This is a genomic window from Pseudomonas sp. GW823-FHT02C02 (assembly GCF_058797635.1).
Genome location: NZ_JBXAJV010000016.1, coordinates 160152 through 176456 on the forward strand (window position 1 = coordinate 160152; position 16305 = coordinate 176456).

17 protein-coding genes are annotated in these 16305 nt (G+C 56.2%); 6 read left to right on the plus strand and 11 right to left on the minus strand.

Annotated features, from left to right (window positions below; translation table 11 throughout):
• Positions 1 to 61 precede the first annotated feature (61 nt).
• Positions 62 to 946 carry a LysR family transcriptional regulator gene (locus AC1ROI_RS25545; RefSeq protein WP_010459579.1) on the plus strand — a complete coding sequence of 295 codons (885 nt, stop codon included), beginning with the start codon at positions 62 to 64 and terminating at the stop codon, positions 944 to 946.
• 171 nt (positions 947 to 1117) lie between these two features.
• The gene (locus AC1ROI_RS25550) at positions 1118 to 1333 is read left to right on the plus strand and encodes a DUF4287 domain-containing protein (protein ID WP_102595681.1); all 216 of its coding nucleotides are present in this window, start codon (positions 1118 to 1120) and stop codon (positions 1331 to 1333) included.
• A gap of 195 nt (positions 1334 to 1528) precedes the next feature.
• Here AC1ROI_RS25550 and AC1ROI_RS25555 read toward each other — a convergent pair whose 3' ends face one another.
• The 7 genes from AC1ROI_RS25555 to AC1ROI_RS25585 are packed head-to-tail and all read right to left on the minus strand — an operon-like array spanning position 1529 to position 7874.
• Positions 1529 to 2947: an ATP-binding protein gene (locus tag AC1ROI_RS25555; RefSeq protein WP_010459583.1), complete on the minus strand. Its 1419-nt coding sequence runs from the start codon at positions 2945 to 2947 to the stop codon at positions 1529 to 1531.
• Complete coding sequence (locus tag AC1ROI_RS25560; RefSeq protein WP_010459585.1) at positions 2944 to 3606, minus strand: response regulator; 663 nt, start codon at positions 3604 to 3606, stop codon at positions 2944 to 2946. The genes AC1ROI_RS25555 and AC1ROI_RS25560 overlap by 4 nt, the downstream gene beginning before the upstream one ends.
• 11 nt (positions 3607 to 3617) lie before the next feature.
• Positions 3618 to 4262, minus strand: a complete 645-nt coding sequence (locus AC1ROI_RS25565; protein ID WP_077750500.1) for a tetratricopeptide repeat protein — start codon at positions 4260 to 4262, stop codon at positions 3618 to 3620.
• Positions 4259 to 5068, minus strand: coding sequence for an SDR family oxidoreductase (locus AC1ROI_RS25570; RefSeq protein ID WP_102595682.1), 810 nt, complete (start codon positions 5066 to 5068; stop codon positions 4259 to 4261). The genes AC1ROI_RS25565 and AC1ROI_RS25570 overlap by 4 nt, the downstream gene beginning before the upstream one ends.
• The gene (locus tag AC1ROI_RS25575) at positions 5055 to 5729 is read right to left on the minus strand and encodes an iron-containing redox enzyme family protein (RefSeq protein WP_102595683.1); all 675 of its coding nucleotides are present in this window, start codon (positions 5727 to 5729) and stop codon (positions 5055 to 5057) included. The genes AC1ROI_RS25570 and AC1ROI_RS25575 overlap by 14 nt, the downstream gene beginning before the upstream one ends.
• Positions 5726 to 7207 (minus strand): AMP-binding protein, encoded by a 1482-nt coding sequence (locus AC1ROI_RS25580; protein ID WP_102595684.1) that lies wholly within the window; start codon positions 7205 to 7207, stop codon positions 5726 to 5728. The genes AC1ROI_RS25575 and AC1ROI_RS25580 overlap by 4 nt, the downstream gene beginning before the upstream one ends.
• Positions 7197 to 7874: a thermostable hemolysin gene (locus AC1ROI_RS25585; protein ID WP_042932122.1), complete on the minus strand. Its 678-nt coding sequence runs from the start codon at positions 7872 to 7874 to the stop codon at positions 7197 to 7199. Before AC1ROI_RS25585 ends, AC1ROI_RS25580 begins: the two co-directional genes overlap by 11 nt.
• Positions 7875 to 8079: 205 nt before the next feature.
• On the opposite strand from AC1ROI_RS25585, the gene AC1ROI_RS25590 reads away from it, so the two are divergent.
• Positions 8080 to 8652, plus strand: a complete 573-nt coding sequence (locus tag AC1ROI_RS25590) for a cytochrome b (RefSeq protein WP_102595685.1) — start codon at positions 8080 to 8082, stop codon at positions 8650 to 8652.
• A 503-nt stretch (positions 8653 to 9155) separates the two neighbouring features.
• Complete coding sequence (locus tag AC1ROI_RS25595; protein WP_010459606.1) at positions 9156 to 9518, plus strand: DUF6124 family protein; 363 nt, start codon at positions 9156 to 9158, stop codon at positions 9516 to 9518.
• A gap of 77 nt (positions 9519 to 9595) precedes the next feature.
• Here AC1ROI_RS25595 and AC1ROI_RS25600 read toward each other — a convergent pair whose 3' ends face one another.
• The 3 genes from AC1ROI_RS25600 to AC1ROI_RS25610 all read right to left on the minus strand — a co-directional run bounded on the left by AC1ROI_RS25600 (position 9596) and on the right by AC1ROI_RS25610 (position 12962).
• Positions 9596 to 10498: a hypothetical protein gene (locus tag AC1ROI_RS25600; protein ID WP_146012990.1), complete on the minus strand. Its 903-nt coding sequence runs from the start codon at positions 10496 to 10498 to the stop codon at positions 9596 to 9598.
• 113 nt (positions 10499 to 10611) lie between these two features.
• A complete protein-coding gene (locus AC1ROI_RS25605; protein WP_102595687.1) occupies positions 10612 to 11460 on the minus strand; it encodes a hypothetical protein in 849 nt (282 codons plus the stop codon).
• On the minus strand, positions 11457 to 12962 hold the full coding sequence (locus AC1ROI_RS25610; protein ID WP_256580184.1) for an AAA family ATPase: 1506 nt from the start codon (positions 12960 to 12962) through the stop codon (positions 11457 to 11459). Before AC1ROI_RS25610 ends, AC1ROI_RS25605 begins: the two co-directional genes overlap by 4 nt.
• A 452-nt stretch (positions 12963 to 13414) precedes the next feature.
• Here AC1ROI_RS25610 and AC1ROI_RS25615 point away from each other — a divergent pair, with 452 nt between their 5' ends.
• Both AC1ROI_RS25615 and AC1ROI_RS25620 read left to right on the plus strand, forming a co-directional pair.
• Entirely contained in the window at positions 13415 to 13756 is a 342-nt protein-coding gene (locus AC1ROI_RS25615) for a hypothetical protein (RefSeq protein WP_102595689.1), read from the plus strand.
• 287 nt (positions 13757 to 14043) lie between these two features.
• Complete coding sequence (locus AC1ROI_RS25620) at positions 14044 to 14772, plus strand: hypothetical protein (protein WP_102595690.1); 729 nt, start codon at positions 14044 to 14046, stop codon at positions 14770 to 14772.
• 82 nt (positions 14773 to 14854) lie between these two features.
• Here AC1ROI_RS25620 and AC1ROI_RS25625 read toward each other — a convergent pair whose 3' ends face one another.
• A complete protein-coding gene (locus AC1ROI_RS25625; protein ID WP_102595691.1) occupies positions 14855 to 16090 on the minus strand; it encodes an RES domain-containing protein in 1236 nt (411 codons plus the stop codon).
• Positions 16091 to 16305: the final 215 nt, after the last annotated feature.

Genomic DNA, 16305 nt, shown 5'->3' on the forward strand with positions numbered 1-16305 from the left:
TTGCGCAGCCGCTGTGCGTTTTCAGACAGCGCTTCAAACAGCGTAGCCCCAAGGACGACTCATGTTCGACTGGAATGACCTGCGGTTTTTTCTCGAATTGCAACGCAGCGGGCGTTTGCTCACCGCCGCCCGCCGTTTGAACACCACCCACGCCACCGTCGCCCGGCACATCGAGGCCATCGAAAAGAGCCTTGGCACCGCGCTGTTTGTCCAGCATGCCCAGGGCTACGAAATGACCCCGGCCGGCGAAGCGCTGCTCAAGCACGCCGAAGCCATGGAAAACGTCGCGTTGCTGGCGCAAGAGGAAATCACCCAGTCCACGGCGCCACTGGGCAAGATTCGTGTTGGCGTGACCGAAGGGCTGGGCATCATGTTCCTCGCCAGCCGCATGAACGGCCTGTTCGAACGCTACCCCGGACTGGAAGTGGAGCTGGTCGCCGTGCCGCGCTTCGTCAGCATCCTCAACCGCGAAGCCGAAATCAGCATCCACCTTGAACGCCCGGCCGCCGACATGCTGGTCACGCGCAAACTCACCGACTATCGCCTGGCGCTCTACGCCAGCCAGGCCTACCTCGACAAGGCACCGCCGCTGCACAGCCGCGAAGACCTCGGCCGGCACGCGTGGATCGGCTACGTCGACGACTTGCTGTTCAGCCAGGAACTGATGTTCCTCAACAGTTTTTGCCGCAACCCGCAGGTGGTGTTCCACAGCACCAGCGTCATCGCCCAGCAACAGGCGGCACGTTCAGGATTGGGGATTGCGGTGCTGCCGTGCTACATGGCCAGCGCCGATCCGGAACTGGTGCCGCTGTTTCCGGACGAGAGCATTGAGCGCAGCTACTGGATCAGCACGCGGCGGGAATTGCACAAGTCGGTGAGATTGCGGGTGATGTGGGATTACGTAGTGGAGTTGTGTGAGGCGGAGCAGGGGTTGTTGATGGGATAGCCAGGCAGCCCATCACAACACTCTGATCAGCCAAGCAACGAAGCGACCAACACATCCCCTGTGGCGAGGGAGCTTGCTCCCGCTGGACTGCGCAGCTGTCCTGGTCTTCAATTCGGGATGAAGACAAGGAGCGTCCTCCGACACTCCGTCGCGAAACAGGGAGCTTGCAGCATGACCGAAGAGACAAAAGTGAAAGGCCCGGCGTCGTATTTTCCGTCCATCGAGAAAAAGTACGGTCAGCCCATCAACCATTGGCTGGACCTGCTCGGGACGGTGAGCGGCAAGAAGCATATGGAAATGGTGGCTTGGTTGAAGGATGAGCATGGAATAGGGCATGGGCATGCGAATGCGTTGGTGGCGCATTATTTGGCGGGTGTTAAAAAGTGAGGCTGCTGTAAAAGGCTGCAATGTGAAATGGCGGTGAGAGGGGGCTGGATGTGCCATCGCCACCGCCATCGCGAGCAGGCTCACTCCTACATGGGTTCTGCGTCGTTCGCGAGTGTTGTGGTCAGCATAGCCTCCTGTGGGAGTGAGCCAGCTCGCGATGGTGCCAGCTGGCTCACCGCATTCTGCCGGGATCACTCAAACATTCGGCGGCAACTCGCGGGTGGTGCGCTGTAGTGGGTCGCGGGGTTGGCTGTCGGGAATCGACAGCGTGGCGCGCAAGCCACCTTCCGGGCGATTGGCCAGGGTGATGCGGCCGCCCAGCCGGGTGGCGATGGTGTTGACGATGGTCAGGCCCAAACCCGCGCCATGGGCATTGCCACGGCTGTAGAAGCGTTCGAACAACCGCCCGCGATCCGCCTCGTCGATGCCGGGCCCCTGGTCCTCGACGCTCAGCGAATAGAAGCCGTCCGCCTGACTGAGTTGCACCGTGATGACCCCATGCTCCGGGGAAAAGTTCGCCGCGTTGCTGATCAGGTTGTTCAAGGCGATGTCGATGGCGGCGGCGTCGGCCACCACTTCAAAGGGGCGATCGGTGACGTCGAAGGCCAGCTCAAGGTTCTTGCTCAGCAACCACGGCGTGAGCTGCACGAGGCTGTCGCGCACGGTGGCGGCCAGGTCGATGCGTTGCTGTACAGGTGCGATGGCTTTGGGTTCGAGGCGGGCCATGGTCAGCAATTGATTGACCAGGCGGCTGGTGCGGTCGACGCCGGCGATCAGGAATTCCAGGGATTCACGGCGCTCCTGTTCCGTGCCGGCTTCCAGCAGGTTTTGCGCATGCACACGCAGCACGGCCAGCGGTGTGCGCATTTCGTGGGCGGCATCGGCGATGAAGCGCCGCTCGCGGCCCATCACTTCCTGAATCTGCGCGAGCATGCGGTTGAGCGCCGCTTGCATCGGCTCCAGTTCACTGGGCAACGGCGTCAGTTGCAGAGGCTCCAGCGAACCGCTGTGCCGCGCGCGCAAGGTCGCCGCCATGTCTTCCAGCGGCTTGAGGCCCCAGCCGATGGCCAACCAGATCATCGCCGCCAGAATCAGGCTGCCCAGCACATTGGGCCCCAAGGTATGGCGCACGATCCGGTCCACCAGGTCCGAACGCACGTCGTCCCGTTCGCCCACCCAGATTCTCAGACCGTTCTGTTTGTCTACCAACAGGAACGCACGCCAATGGCGGTTGTTGAGGTCCACGACGTCGCTGAAGCCGGGTGTCGACGGTGGCGCGCTGAAGGAGGGCGCACTGGCCGTGTGCACCAGCACTTCGCCGTTGAGGGTCCAGACCTGAAAAGCCATCTTGGTTTCATAGGGATGGCCATCGACCCTCGGCTCGGCCTCGCCCAGCGCCTTGTTGAAGGCCTGATACAGATCGGCGTGTTCCTTGCTCGCCATCGGCATGCGCATCACCCCCTGCAACAGCCGGGCGTTTTGCGCGAGTTGGGCATCGTAGACTTCGGCGATTTCGTGATTGCTGTCGTGCAGGTTCAACAGGCTGATCACCGCCAGCCCTACCAGCATCAGGCCAATGATCAGCGTGAGCGTGCGGCGCCGGATCGACGTCATCGGCGCTCCTCCACCAGGTAACCGACACCGCGAATGGTGCGGATCAGGTCGGTGGAGAATTTTTTGCGCAGGTGATGGATGTGCACTTCCAGGGTGTTGCTTTCGGCTTCTTCATTCCAGCCATACAGCAACTGCATCAGATGATCGCGGGTCATGACCCGGCCTGGCGGTGAGAGCAATTCGTGGAGCAGCTGATATTCCTTGGGCGTCAGAGCCACCGGCTCGCCCAGGTAACTGACTTGCTGGGTGCCGGGGTTCAGGCTGATGCCGGCGTGTTCGATCAGCACCTGGGCGCGGCCGGCACTGCGCCGCAACAAGGCCCGGAGGCGAGCCTTGAGTTCCGCCAGATCAAAGGGTTTGACCAGGTAATCGTCGGCCCCGGCGTCCAGCCCGGCAATGCGGTCTTCGGTCGCATCCCGGGCGGTGAGGATCAGCACCGGCAGGTTGGAGCCGCTGTCCCGCAAGCGGCGCAGCACTTCCAGCCCGTCCATGCGCGGCAGACCGAGGTCGAGCACCGCCAGGTCAAAGGTTTCACTGAGCAGCGCGTGCAAGGCGCTGGTGCCGTCCTTTAGCCAATCGACGGTATAACCTTCGCGGCCCAGGGCTTGATGGATGCCCTCGCCGAGGGCCACGTCGTCCTCAATCAGTAATAAGCGCACACGGACTCCTGTCAGTTGAGTTTCTTGTTCACGTCCACCAGCAACGTTTCGATCTCTTTGCGTCGCCCGGCGTCGGCGAGTTCACGGCCTGGTCTCGGGGCGGCCTGCAGGGCTTTTTGCAACGCGCTGCGGGCTTCGCTGTAACGCTTTTGACGGTAGAGGTGATCGCCCCAGAAGTACAGACTATCGATGCCCTCCGGGTTCAGTTGCAAGGCCTGTTTGAGTAACTGTTCGGCCTTGTCCGAGTCACCGAAACCGATGGGCCAGCCGGGGACGCGATCATACAACGCGCCGAGGCTGGTATAGGCCGAGCCTTGCAGAGCTTTGGGGTCCAGCGTCATGGCTTTCTCCAAATCGGCTTTCGCGGCCTTCACCTTGCTCAGCGCACCGAGGCCACCTTGGGCACCGGCCCAGCTGCTGTTGACGATGCCGGACCAGATCCAGGCTTCCGCCACCGATTGACGTTCCTGGGTGAACGCGGATGCCTGGCCTGCCAGTTTCTCGAATGCAGCCGTGCGTTGCGCTTCCGGGACTTCGTATTGAATGTGCGCCCAGCTTTGCTGGATGCCCTGGAGGCGTTGCTGATCGGCGGGTTCCAGTGCCCAGACGCTCTGGCTCAGGGCTCCCAGCAGCAGGCAAGCGATGATTTTCTTCATGGTTTGAGGGTCTCGTTGTCGGGCTTCTGACTCAGGCGACGGATCAGCGGCAATTGCTTGCGCAAGCCACGGTCCACCAGATTGGGCAGCAGGCTGTTGAGGCGCACAAAAAAGCGCTCCGGCCAGCCGAGGTACAAGTCGCGCCGGTCACCGGCAATCGCATGCATCACCGCGGCGGCAACGGTTTGCGGATCGTCGACGTTGGCCTTGAGCGCATCGTTCAACGCCTGCGCCGCCGGGCTGTTCATGCTGGTGCGGGTAGCGCGCGGGGCGACGTAGAGCACGCTGACCCGGGTGTCCGCCAACTCCCGGCGCAGGGCCTCGGAAAACCCGCGCAAGGCAAACTTGGTGGCGCAATAACTGGCGTAACCGGGGTAACCGATGGAGCCGTAAGTCGAGCCGACGTTCACCACCATCGCGCTCTCGGCTTGTTTGAGCAGCGGCAGCAGGGTTTTGGTCAGGCAAATCGGCGCGCTGATGTTAAGGGCCATCATGGCGTGGATATCGCTGTCCTCCAGCTGCTCAAGCATGGCGAAGTGATTGATCCCGGCGGCGTTGATCAGCAGGTTGATCCCGCCAATCGATTCGGCTGCGGTCAGCACCTTGCGTCGGTCGGACAGCACGGTCAGGTCCGCGCCGACCCAGTACAGGTTTTGCGGATAGCGTTCAAGCAAAGGCCGCAGCGGTTCCTGGTGCCGAGCCACCGCCAGCACCCGGGCGCCGCTGGCGCACAACGCGGTGGCGATCGCCAGGCCGATACCGCCGCTGGCGCCGGTCAGCACCACGCGGGCATCATGCAACTTCATGCAGGGCCTCCCCGTCACGCGGCAAGCCGCGGAACATATCGGTGTAAAGTTTGTACACCACTTTGGAGGCGTGAATCACCGCAGCCTGGTCGTCCGGATCTTCGAGGGTATTCATCAACCGACGATAGGTCTGCATGTGTTCGATGTCCAAAGAGCCATGGGAACTGAGGTAACTGAAGGCGCTTTCCGGCAACGCCAGGCGCTCGCGGATGCTGCCGGCGGCGTGGGTAGCCAAGGCAATGCTGGTGCCTTCCAGCACGTTGACCATGCCGAACAGGCCGACCGGGTTGTCGCGGGCAATCAGGTCGTAGAGGTAGCTCACCATCAATTCAATCGGCAGGCTCGGACGACCGTCGCGCACGGCAATGCGGTCGCCGCCGCAGGCTTCGATATCGTCCAGCACCCACTGTTCGTGACCGTATTCATCCTCGATGTACTCGCACACCGCTTTGCGCAGCCATTCCAGGCGCGACGGCAATTTCGCCCCGCACGCCATCATCAACGGCACGGTGTGGCGCACGTGGTAATAGGCTTGCGCCAGGAAGGCCCGGTAGCTTTCCAGGCTGACCTTGCCCTCAAGGGCATCGCGGATGACCGGCAGGTTGAACAGTTCATGACGTTCGTGTTGCGTGGCTTCTTGCAGCGTGTCGAAAAAACTCATGATGCGGATTCCTCGGAAAGTACAGATTCAGTCAGTTGCGCCCGGTAACGCTCGATGATGGCGTCACGGCGCGGGCGGCCATTGGCGGTAAGCAGGCCATTGGCGGGGGTGAAAGGTTGATCGAGACGGGTCCACTGATGGACCTGCGCATAACCGGGCAAGGCCTCGTTGGCCTCGGCGACGGCGGCAGCCAGTTCGGCGTCGGTGCAGTCCGGGCGATGGGGCCAGAGCAGCGCATGGTTGTGCGGCATGGCTTCGCCGTAGACGAAGGCCTGGGCGATATGGCGGCGCTGGGTCAATTCAGCCTCGACCCATTCCGGGTTGACGTTGCGCCCAAAGCTGGTGACGAATTGATGCTTCTTGCGACCCTTGAGGTAGAGAAAACCGTCCGGGTCAAACTCGCCGAGATCGCCGGTCGGCCACCATTCATCGGTGTGCGGCGCCTCTCCCAGATAACCGAGCAGGGTCGAACCCTTGACCAGCACCTCGCCGTCCTCGGCCAGGCGAATCGTGACGTGGGGCAGGGGCCGGCCGACACTGCCGAGACGGCGCGCTTCGGGGCGATTGAGGCACACCACCGAGGCGCACTCCGACAGGCCGTAACCTTCGTAAACAGGGATGCCGATGCGTTGCGCGCGGTGCAGCAACTCCTCGGCCACCCGCGCGCCCCCCACCGCCGCAAACCGCAACGAATAGGGACTGAAGGCTTTCTGCTCGGCGGCACTGACCAACATCTGCAACAACTGCGGCACCAGGATCAGGCTCTCGGGCGCCCGGGTGGCCAGGCAACCGAGCAGCCGCGGCACATCAACACCGCTGGCGCCCTGAATCCCCAGGGTTTTCTGACTGGGCAAACTCAACGTGGCCCCGGCATACAGCGCGGCGTAGCAACCGAGGTTTTCCAGCAAAATCGCCAGGGGTAACAACGCCAGATGATGCTGCGGATCGGCGGGTTTGCTCGCCTGATTCAGTTCGCGAGCGACCGTCAACAGGCTCTCGGCGCTGAGGCACACGCCTTTGGGCGTGCCCGTGGTGCCCGAGGTGAAGGTCAGTTTGGCGGTCCCTTCCGGCATACGGTTCGGGCCGCTGAACGTGCGGCGCCAGAACTCACCGGTCTTCTCGTAGCCGGCCGCTTGCAACTCGTCGTCCAGCGCGGGTTCGGCAATCACCCGTTCGGCCTGGCTCTGTTCCAGACAATGGGCGCGCTGAGCGGGGCTGAAAAAAGGCGGCAACGTCAGGCAAGTCAGGCCTTCGAACAGCGCGGCCAAGTCCCAGAGCATCGCTTCGACGCCATTGTCCAACGCCAGCGCAATCACCTTGACCTGCTCATCGCGCAGCCGTTGCTGGCGATACACCACCTCGGCATACAGCGTGGCGTAATCCACCTTCTGATGATCACCCCACAACGCGATGGCGCTGGTCTTGCGCTCGGCATGGCTGCGCAAGGTCTGTTTGAAACGCTCGGTTTCAGGCGACATGGCTGGATTCCTCAAGGGATGTCGGCAAACCCAGGCGATTGAACATCCCGATGTTGCGCAAATGAATAAAACCGGCGCGGATGTTGCCGACGTGCACCCAAGGCTTGCTCTCGTAATAACTGCCCCAGTGCTGGCGTTCGTCCCCCAGCCGCTCAGGGTCGGCCGCGCACAGCGTCACCGGTTTCAAGCCCAGGCGATGAAAGCTGTTGACCAAGCCGATGTTGCCGGTGAACGCCACCCATTCCAGGCCGCCCATGGCCAGCAAGTAAGTGATGGCAATGATGCTCATCCGCGCACTGCCGGTGTCACTGGCGGCCAGATTGCCGACCTCGACGATACCGGCACGATCCACCGGGCGGTCCGCCGCAGCGCTGATCAGCGGCTCGATCGACTCGTCCAGATAACGTTCCAGAAACAACGATTCAGCATTGGCCATGCGCACACCGGCCACCGCACACAGCGAGCCGGAGGCATCGCTCATGCCAAACAGCTCCGGCATGAAATGACGAATATCGGCGCCATGGGCCTTACGAAAACGTTGCTGAATAAAGGCTTCAAAGACCGGGCGCTCGACGTCGTCCGGTAACGCCCTGGCCAGGTTCATCGGCGGAGCTTCGGCCTGGCCGAAGCGTAGGGGTAGAGGAATATTCCATTCAAAGTCAGGCATTGGAAGACGCCTCCCGAGTAAGTGTGGGAGAAGTATCGAAGCCATTTCTTAACGGAATCTGAAGGTGAGAAAAAGATCATCTTCCGCTGTCTTCAGATTGCCTTAAGACTTCGCGGGCAGGGTGTGCCCCGTCGGTGCGTTGACACACCGCACCCCGGCCGCACGAATGACTCGGCCGCCGGCAATGACATTCATGAGGCCCGTTATGACCCGCGAATCAATGACCCATCGGTATGGAAAACTCTCGATCACCTTGCACTGGCTGATGCTGGCACTGTTCGTCGGCGTGTACGCCTGCATCGAAATCAAAGGCCTGCTGCCCAAGGGCCAACCGTTGAGAGCCATGTTTCTCGGGCTGCACGGCCTCTTCGGCTTGAGCATTTTTGCCCTGGTGTGGGTGCGACTGCTCGGACGCCTGACACCTCGGCCACCGATCACCCCGGCACTGCCCAAATGGCAGACCGGCGTTTCGCACCTGATGCACCTGGCCTTGTACGTATTAATGATCGCCACGCCGCTGCTGGCCTGGCTGATGCTGTCCGCCGGTGGCAAACCGATGCCTTATTTCGAGTTCTACCTGCCATCGCCGGTCGCGGTAGACCCGGACCTGGCCAAGCAATTCAAGTACTGGCACGAACTGCTCGGCAGCGCGGGTTACTGGCTGATCGGCTTGCACGCGGCGGCGGGGTTGTTTCACCACTATTGGGTCCGCGACAACACCCTGACCCGCATGCTGCCGGGCCGATCCAGTAATCCCATCAACCAGCGCCAGCGGTAATCCCAAGCCCGGTGCCAACCAGGCACCGGCCATATCCATAGCCACCCCGAGACCCCGAGTTCACCGCAAACCCCCTGTGGGAGCGAGCCTGCTCGCGATGGCGTCATCCCAGACGCCATCAATCTCAGCCATGGATTCCCACTTCGATATTCACTGTTTTAAACATGTTTGAGCCCCCACGTTTAAAGACACTCAGTGTTACGTCCCAACGGCTACAAGGCCTTGCGTCGTTGCCTACGCGTACGCCAGAATCCGCCGGCTTGTGCGCCTGTGGGGCGGGCTATATCGTTTCCCGGTCACTGAAAAACAGTGATCGGGTTTGGTAGCCCGGTTTCGTATCACGGCGCATAGCATCACCTTTTATGGTGGCCATGCGCGGGGTCCTTTCGAGGGCGCCGGGAACTGATACGACCGGTCTACCAACCCGCGTATGGCCGCCACCTGTCGTTGGTAGCGAGGGTGACGGCTCTCTTTTAAATAAACTCGTATCAGGAGTTTTATTCATGATCAAACCAACTCCCAACCCACCGGACACCAATCCGGCATCCCCCTACGAATCCCTCGATTCCAAAAAACTCCACGAAGCCGCCGAACGCGCCCTCGACCACTACCTCAATCCAGGTGCCAACATCATGGCCAGCACCCACGAACCCGAACCCATGTTCCTCGCCAACCCGGCATACGACACCGAATCCCTGCTGGCCAACGCCAGCGAATCACTGGGCTCGGCGACTACTATGCTCAGCAATTTTGCGGCGTTGTTGGATAACTCGCACCGCAAGACGCTGCTAGGGATTACGCAGGTGGTGATGTTGGGGGAATTGGCGGTGAATCAGGCGTTGGATAAGGTTGAGGTGAAGGAGTAAAGAAAAGCCCTCTGTGGCGACGGGATAGTTCCGTCTTCACAGAGGGGAAGTAACTTCGCATTCATATGAGACTGAGGCTAGAGATAACCCATACGAATAAATTCAGCTTCCATGTACTCTTCGTGAAGCTTACGGCACATGGCCTTTACAAATTCATCTATTTCGAGAAAGCTGCTCCAGGTTCCGTCGTTTTCTATGATGCTGGGGCCGAAGCCTTCTAAATATGTATATATTCCTTGCACATATACATAATCTGGGATGGCAAATAACTCCTGCTTCCACACATATCTTCGGTAGATTTCTGCGTCCTCAAACACCAAAGGCTCTAGCGGAGGCCTGCGCATTTCTGAAACCTGACACGTCAATTGAGCATGCGTTACTGCGGGAGAAGTCACTCCGTGCGGAACAGGTAGTTTGGATCTGATTAACCCAACTAGATCGCGTTTTGCACGTAACACTCTTACAATATCTGGTCGTGAATGGCCTCCATCTTTTATCCATTCTGGTATTTTAGAAGCAACAAAAAACCCAAAGCTTACTGCATCTTTTAAGTGGCTCAGGTCGCGTGCTGAATTGGGTGATAACTCAGAAACTGGTATTTGTGCTAATTGTTCAGATAATGCAGTCCAGTCTCTGCCTCTATGAAATATTTCATACTTCGCCATCTGGCTTCGCTCGCGCTCAGGACAGAGAAAGTTGCTAGAAAGTAGGCAAAGAGACTCTGTTGCATCATCTGAAATGACACGCATTATTTCAGCTAGAGAGTTTTGTCGTCTCTTCAATGCTACCTGTCCATGCCATATCGGTAAATATGCCGCAAAGACTATTGCGGCTATGGATCCGATTGCTTGGACCCAACTGGCCAACTCTCCTTTGTTTAGATCGAAAAGCGCGACAACAAAGCACCCTGCGATAAATAAAACAATATTCTGAACTGAAAGTATAGGTCGAAACCAGTTCGTCACTCGTAATTCATGCATATAATATCCATCTATTTTTTTTGTGAATGCAATAAAACAAATAAGGGGGCTGGTTTATTTTGTAAAAAGGGGACGGAAAAATAAATCGGTCCCCTTTTCACACTTTTTAACGATTATGCTACTTGGACCCAGTTTTCGAGGTTAACGTGCTTGGCCATGGATTCCATAAGGACAGCGATCCAATGATTCCGACCATAAACATCGCGCCGATCTTTCGCCCGCCCGCTCAGGAATACCCGCAAGTCCTGCCCTCCAGAGTCGAGATGAATGCGACAATCTTTGAGTATCTCTGCTACTTCGTCATTTCCAAGCTCGTCGTATCGATCAATTAGTTTGAGACGTTGAAAGTGGCTACCGATGAGGTCCCACAATTCATCGGTGAGGCCGATAGGCCTAGTGAGCGAAAAAGTCGCTCCGACACCTTTGAACCCCGCGATTTCGTGAAACGTAACCACGACAAACTGCAGATCTGGAACCGGGTCAGTATAGGAATGCAAAAACTGGCGTTTTCCCGCGCCGGACAGCCAATCAGCATCTTTCGTGGAGTTGCACTTCGCGCAGCATGGAACCAAGTTCAACGGATGTACCGCAAACTCCGGAAATTTCACTGCTGGCATGTAATGGTCGAACGTGCTGGGAAGTGTTGTTCCACACATAGGGCAATACTTTAATAGCCGCTTAGGTTGCGCATCCTTAATTGCCTGCTTGAGCTGTTTTAAAGGTTGCGTTGCCCCGTCATAGCAAGCACGCAGAGTTTCGCCTATAAGGAGCGCTGGGGCATGGCTCTTCAGGCCGGCTAAAGAGCTCTTGTCGATGGCTTCCGCGTAGGCGAGATATCTCTCCTCAATCAACGCATGGGCGGCTGTGAGATTTGCCCTCATGACTTTATGTTTCTTGTCTCGAATTGCTACAAACCTATCTAAGTAAGTCGGATCATCGGGCAAAGCAATGAGGTTTCTCACTTGTTCTTCCCCTCCTTTTTACCGTACTGCGCCAGAAGGTAGGCCTCTGCGCTGAGGCTTAGACCTTGGTCGAAACGAGCTAGCACATCCTCGGCAGATTCGTTTTTTGCAAGGCGCTTAAGGGTTCGGCGATACACACTCTCCACCTCGATGGTCTCAAACACATGTCTAGTTAGCTCAGTAACACTTTCGCCGAAGCTTTCGAGAAGTAAAGGGTGGGCTACTGTCAGATTCTGATTCCGTTCGAATACCAAAACGCGCTTTGCTGGAATTTCCTGTATCACGACCGGTGAGTGTGTTGCCACAACCGCATATGAATCGAACCTGCTTAGGATCTCCGACAAAACTAAGAACAGGCTGGCTACGGCATTAGGGTGAAGATGGGTTTCCGGTTCATCAAACAGAACCAGCGAATTCGGCTGAATCCAGGCAAGCAACGCCGTGACGAAATGGGCGAGGATCGATTGACCGGAACTTAGGAGCGACAGGGCCTGGTCGTTGGTGGTGGGACTATCAATTTCTGCCTTCAAGTTATACATCAGCTGTTCGCTAAGATCTCCTAGAATGGTTTGCGCGTACTCTATCCAATCGTCTTGCAACCCTCGTTCACGTATACGCTCCTGATTCCGTAGGTAGGTTTCATTCAGATAAGCACGAGACAACCCTCCCGTGTCGCTGCGTATTCCGCAGTAGACGTAGCTGCTGGAGCTGTCCGGCCGTGGGCGTTTGAAGCGATCGAAAGCACTGTATGAAATGGCGATGATACGAGTGAACAACGGTCGACCATCGGGGAACCGCTCCTCGCGCTCAGTTAGCGTCTCCGCCGAAGTGCGCGATATCTGGGCGAGGTCGGCACCCAGGCTAGCCATAAAGCGCGTCTTGCCAACAGCATTGCGACCGATGATGCCCACGATACGACCTGGTACGGGATCCTTGCTTTTGAACGCAAAGGATGCCTCCACATTAGCATCAGCGCCCTCAATCGAACCGATATAAGTGAAAGCAGGTTCTTCGTTCACCGTTTCACCAGCGGCCCATGCGCGGCCGAATCGACGCGCTCGGTGCGCGCCGTTCTCACGCATCATTGCGTTACGGAAAGCACTGGTTGGCTCGAAGTCGGTCGCAAACGCAGGCCGCCATGCAATATCGCGGAGTGCAACTAGGACGTGGCGGGACTGATCGCCAAGCAGAATACGAAGATTTTTGTAGTAGTCGTCCTCCTGACCAAGGGAGATGTACTCCGCGCCCAATTTGGAAAATGAGGCCTCCAAATGGGTCGCGCTGGCCAATAAAACTGGCTCACCATCATTACTTTTTTTCTGCAGGATTTTGACTGGGCCCAAGTGGGTGATTTTGCTCTTAGCATCGTGATAGCTGAGATGGAATTGCACTTGATGCCCATAGTCGTCCCAGTTGTCCGTCCTAAGAACGAACACCGGGAGGAGTGATGGTGCGACAGGCTCTCGTCGAGCGCGGACCACAAACTTCAATTTAGACGGCAAAATCATCTCCTTATGTGTTGAAAGCAGTGTTTAAGCAGACACGGCTGCGCCTAGCGTCCATCAGTGAGTGAGAGATCAGGCTCGGTGCAGCTAGCGCTCTCAGTGACATATGTCTAATTCAAGCGCTTCCGGTTGTACTGAGTTTTCATAGGTCCGATTTGCTGGGAAACGCGTTATGCCGGACAGATTGTGTCTAGTCCTGACGTAGGATTACACCCGTTTCAATCCAACGCTCGATGCACGTAGCGGGCGAGTGAGATCGGAGAACTGTTGCCGTACCGTTGGCGATCGATCTGATTGCGGAAGATAAGATACCTCGTCGCGAACATTCTAGGCGTTTGCGAGTCCTTCTCATTTGCTATGATTTATTTGACTCCCTAGCTTGTAAAGCCATCATACTGCCACCAGTTATCTACTGCCCTAATTCTGGGTAAGAGAACGAGCAATTGATCATGCCTGAGTTGACCAGTGACGACCTGCAATACGAGTACGAATGGAAAGCCAGCAATGGCGATAACCCAAAGCTGATCCATGAAGACGCACGCCACCTTAGTCGCAATGAGGGTTATGAAATGATCCTCTTTCTGAACAAGCTTGGTATGTCTACAGATAAAACTGAGTTTTTATACGGAGATGGAGGAGATCTAAAAGTGGAGGCACGACTCCGAATCGAGTGGATGCTCAAGGAGCACTTGAAGTCGACGTCCCCGGGACGTGGCACCGTGCTCAAATGGATAAATGAAAACTGGGCCGCTCTTCGCGGCGACTTCAAAGCCTTCGAAAAGAAAAAATAAGGTAGGCGGTTGGGTAACATGCCTTGCGCAGATCAGGCAGGCACCCACTGATGCGGCAGCAACTGGCCAACTTCACTCGCCCGTTGCGTCGGTAGCCGCATCAGCACGACCCTGAGATCGGCATATTGGAAAAAGTGGATTAATTTTTTCAAAAGGCTACGTGGAAATAAATCCGTCCACTTTTGTCCTGGTTTGTGACCAGCCTGCGGCTCTACCTTATGTGTGGTCGGTGCGTGGAAATATCGCGGCTATGTGCTATTCCTGACATCATGTAAAAATTTAGCTCAATGGGTATGTTCAAAGGGGCAATGATGAATAACGGGGAAAAAACAAAATCGACTAGCGTTGGATTAACCAAAAATATTGGAGTTTATGTTGCCGATGAAATCAAACGTGCTCCGATTGCTACTCTGTCGATTCTGGTTGGAGCCATCGGTGGTTGTCTCGCGTTTTTCTTCGCAGGGATACAACCTAATTCCCAGTCCCCAATATTGTCGCCGGCCTTGAGCGGTGCTGTTGATTCGGTTGGGGCCGTTGAAATAAGAAACATACTGATGGTGATGTCGTTTTTTCTATTTTCGTCGTTCCTAGGTGCAGGAGTTGTGAGGTTTGTCGCGAAAAAGCATGAGGTCGCGTCAATACTTCTTTCCGTCTTGATCGCGGCGGTAACCAATTTTTCAACTTTGTTCTTAGTGTATCTCGCGCCACCTCGGGCTAGAAGTTATCAATTATTTTATGCTGCGCATGACAACGTTTTTTATGCTTCCATGGTTGTTTATTTAACGGTTTGCGGAGCTGCTGTCTTTAAAGATATTTATCATTCTATACAGCCAGACCTCAAAGACAAATCTTCGGGCGACGATGCCAAAGAAGCTAATGGCATTGGGTTCCTCTTCGTCGCAGCGATTCTGATTGCTCTCTGGGGTTGGGCAGTCTTTGCGGGGCAAAAACGATTGACTGATACTTTTTTGCCAGATATCGCCCATTACATCGAAAAGACGCCGGTCAAAAAATGAGTTAGGCGGCCAAACTTAGAGCAAGAGAAAAAGGGGCCGGATTTATCACTCCCGAAAATAAATCCGTCTCCTTTTTTTGGTGCTACTCCATCGGCAACAATTTCCCTGCGGGTTGATCGAATGGCCCTGTAGGATGCTGTCTGCGTGGTCGCTGGTATCTAAAAACTTCCTTGAAGTTCACGCCCCTGAATTCGAGTCTTCCCCTTTCTTTCGAAGGAAAAACCACTAAATTCTTGCCCCCCTTAAAGAGTGAACTCGGAAAAATAATGCCATCAAGTTGTTTGCCTTCGTTTGTTTGAAATACTTGGGCCAAGTACTCGCAGACAACCTGAGTTGGAATGTAGGATAAGTGCACTCTGTCGTCAGGTCGAACAGGCTGAGATATTTGTTCAACGAAGCGATAAAAGAATAGAATATTTTCTCGCTCACGCTGGCGATTCAGGTCGAACAGGGAAGGCATGTCGAATGATGCTGTAAAATCCACCAAGACTAGTGGTTGAGTGGTCTCAAATCGACCGACGAAAACGGTACTCGTTGTACGAGTTTCAGCGCGGGCCTCGTGGACCGCAGTGTTGAAGTCGAATGCAGTATAGAGGTACGGAATACCCGCAGGATTCATGCGCCCAGCTGTCGCAATTTCTGGATTAGGTGCGCCCATTTGTTGGGCATCCGGTTTCCACGTTTTTCTGACTGTGCGACTTCTAACCCGATAGACACTGGTGTGTACGGCCAGTGTGGTGACAACTGGCTGCAGCAGGTCGCCAAGAGTCTCCAACATGTAACGAGGTGGTATGTCCTGCGAGCCCATGTACTCATCGCCATCTAGACTGGCAAAATTAAATCTCGTCCGGTGCTTCACCGTATCTTCGAAATATGACCATGAATCGCTGAGCCTTTCATTTTCATGACTCGTTGCCCAATGACCATTGCAAGCGTTGACGTATCCGTTTCCGGCATCGGCGTTTACCAAGTCATCCCACAGTCCGATATCACAATCGAAGCCAAGGTCACCCAACACTTCATCAATGTATTTTGGTTCGATGATAAAGCCGCCATCGTAAGGAACGCCGGCCCCAGTCGGTTCTGCAAAATAGGTGTGCACAGCGCCGTACAGGCTTTCCTGAAGAATCCTAACTGGAGCGGCGATAGGACTCACATCTGACGCGGAGCAGTAGCAACAAGTGGTTGAGCAGAGGTTATCGAGAATGATGGTTTGTAAGAAAGACTCGTATATGCAATCTGCGCACACATACATGTCATCAATCTCAGACCATCCTCGCTGCTGGTCCTCATAGAACATAGATTTAACCAGTCCCATTGGGCCTCCTGACTAAATAAAATTGATCCTGCTTGGGCTTCCATGTTTGCAAAAAACGTCCGCGGTGAGTCACGGCTATATTTTGACATCTTGGCTGGCCCATTCCGGTGATAGTCGTTTCTCGTGAGCGATCACTAGGGAAGGTCTGAAGTAAGCAGCCGTTTTTAACGGCCTCGCTGTCTGAGGTTCAAAAAACACCGACTTAATCGAAAATC

What these genes read in the sequence shown, in the direction of transcription:
- AC1ROI_RS25545 (WP_010459579.1), top strand. Translation starts at nt 62, where the DNA reads ATGTTCGACTGGAATGACCTGCGGTTTTTTCTCGAATTGCAACGCAGC.
- AC1ROI_RS25550 (WP_102595681.1), top strand. Translation starts at nt 1,118, where the DNA reads ATGACCGAAGAGACAAAAGTGAAAGGCCCGGCGTCGTATTTTCCGTCC.
- AC1ROI_RS25555 (WP_010459583.1), bottom strand. Translation starts at nt 2,947, where the DNA reads ATGACGTCGATCCGGCGCCGCACGCTCACGCTGATCATTGGCCTGATG.
- AC1ROI_RS25565 (WP_077750500.1), bottom strand. Translation starts at nt 4,262, where the DNA reads ATGAAGAAAATCATCGCTTGCCTGCTGCTGGGAGCCCTGAGCCAGAGC.
- AC1ROI_RS25570 (WP_102595682.1), bottom strand. Translation starts at nt 5,068, where the DNA reads ATGAAGTTGCATGATGCCCGCGTGGTGCTGACCGGCGCCAGCGGCGGT.
- AC1ROI_RS25575 (WP_102595683.1), bottom strand. Translation starts at nt 5,729, where the DNA reads ATGAGTTTTTTCGACACGCTGCAAGAAGCCACGCAACACGAACGTCAT.
- AC1ROI_RS25580 (WP_102595684.1), bottom strand. Translation starts at nt 7,207, where the DNA reads ATGTCGCCTGAAACCGAGCGTTTCAAACAGACCTTGCGCAGCCATGCC.
- AC1ROI_RS25585 (WP_042932122.1), bottom strand. Translation starts at nt 7,874, where the DNA reads ATGCCTGACTTTGAATGGAATATTCCTCTACCCCTACGCTTCGGCCAG.
- AC1ROI_RS25590 (WP_102595685.1), top strand. Translation starts at nt 8,080, where the DNA reads ATGACCCGCGAATCAATGACCCATCGGTATGGAAAACTCTCGATCACC.
- AC1ROI_RS25595 (WP_010459606.1), top strand. Translation starts at nt 9,156, where the DNA reads ATGATCAAACCAACTCCCAACCCACCGGACACCAATCCGGCATCCCCC.
- AC1ROI_RS25600 (WP_146012990.1), bottom strand. Translation starts at nt 10,498, where the DNA reads ATGCATGAATTACGAGTGACGAACTGGTTTCGACCTATACTTTCAGTT.
- AC1ROI_RS25615 (WP_102595689.1), top strand. Translation starts at nt 13,415, where the DNA reads ATGCCTGAGTTGACCAGTGACGACCTGCAATACGAGTACGAATGGAAA.
- AC1ROI_RS25620 (WP_102595690.1), top strand. Translation starts at nt 14,044, where the DNA reads ATGGGTATGTTCAAAGGGGCAATGATGAATAACGGGGAAAAAACAAAA.
- AC1ROI_RS25625 (WP_102595691.1), bottom strand. Translation starts at nt 16,090, where the DNA reads ATGGGACTGGTTAAATCTATGTTCTATGAGGACCAGCAGCGAGGATGG.